This is a genomic window from Virgibacillus sp. JSM 102003 (assembly GCF_041949995.1).
Taxonomy (GTDB): domain Bacteria; phylum Bacillota; class Bacilli; order Bacillales; family Amphibacillaceae; genus Lentibacillus.
In genome coordinates this window covers 1-1,382 of the sequence record NZ_JBHFQH010000035.1, presented here as the reverse complement: position 1 = coordinate 1,382, position 1,382 = coordinate 1, and the positions used below count along the sequence as shown (strand labels likewise).

Here is a 1,382-nt window from a genome sequence, read left to right as displayed (position 1 = left end):
GGCTCTAAAATATTTGTTGGGGTATTGGCAAAATTCCAACCAATAAAAAAAGCACGCAAGCTCCTTATTTGATAAACTTTGTTTATACCACTAAACAAAACAAAAAGGAGTTGCGTGTAATTGAATTCTAACATTTCTTTGCCGGGTTTAGAAGCGTTTATTATTACTAAATCTTTTGAGTTGGAGGGGACCCATCAGCTTCATGTAGAGCTTGAGAGGGAGCCTCATGCTTGTCCTGATTGCGGGGAGCTTACCAATAAAGTACATGATTATCGGATGCAAAAAATAAAGCACACGAAGCTTTTCTGCAGAGAGGTGGTCATATTCTATCGAAAACGGCGTTATGGTTGTGGGGAGTGTGGCAAGCGTTTTTATGAGAACAATCCCCTGGTCAATCGTTATCAGCGCCAGTCCCAGGAATTCAATCAGGCGTTGGGTGTGGAGCTGATTCACGGCAAGAGTTTTAAAGATGTGGCAGCTCGTTTTGGCACATCACCGACAACCGTTATGCGGCGGTTTGATGAAGTGTGCGGCTCCATGTTGGAAGAGACCAGAGAATTGCCGGAGATCATAGCCATTGATGAATATAAAGGGGATGCTGGCGGGGAAAAGTATCAGACGATTATTGCCGATCCCGTTGAGAGAAGACCGCTGGATATCCTTCCTGACCGCAAAAAAGAGACGCTGAAAGAATATTTGAGGAAGTATGGGGACAAAGTCAAGGTCGTGGTTATGGACATGAGTCAGTCCTTTAAAGCAGCCGTTGATCAGGCGTTGGGTGGTCCCATCATCGTGGCGGACAGGTTCCATTTCTGCCGGTATATCTATTGGGCCATGGAGAAAGTGAGGAGGAAGGAACAGAACTTCTTTGATGACTATGACCGCAAGAAATGCAAGCGAATGAAGCATGTGTTTTACAAGAAACCGGAAAACCTGCGTGAGAATCAGAACTGGTACCTGAATTATTACCTGAAGAAATCTAATTACCTGAAGACGGCATATCAGTTAAAGGAGGCATTCCGTCTGTGGTTTGAAACAGCGAAGGCGGAAGGAACGGAAGCTTTAAAAGCCATAAAAGACCGGCTGTATCAGTACTACGATCTCGTAAAAGCCTCTCAAGTAGACGAGTTCGAGAAGGCAATAGAGACGCTGCAGAACTGGCAGAAGCAAATTATGAACAGCTTTGCGTTTGATTTACATAATGGCTATATCGAGGGAATCAACAACCAGACAAAGGTCATTAAACGAAACGCATTTGGATTTAGGCGATTTGATCGCTTTCGTTTAAAGGTGTTATTACATCATCAATATAAAAATGTGAATCTAAGGGTGGCATAAATAAGGAGTGAGCAGTCGCTCACCCCAACATTTGACTTAGAACC

At 43.7% G+C, this 1,382-nt stretch carries 1 protein-coding gene; it reads left to right on the top strand.

Annotated features, from left to right (window positions below):
• Nucleotides 1-120: 120 nt before the first annotated feature.
• Nucleotides 121-1,338 carry an ISL3 family transposase gene (locus ACE1TG_RS19715; protein WP_375054088.1) on the top strand — a complete coding sequence of 406 codons (1,218 nt, stop codon included), beginning with the start codon at nucleotides 121-123 and terminating at the stop codon, nucleotides 1,336-1,338.
• The last annotated feature ends 44 nt before the right edge of the window (nucleotides 1,339-1,382 follow it).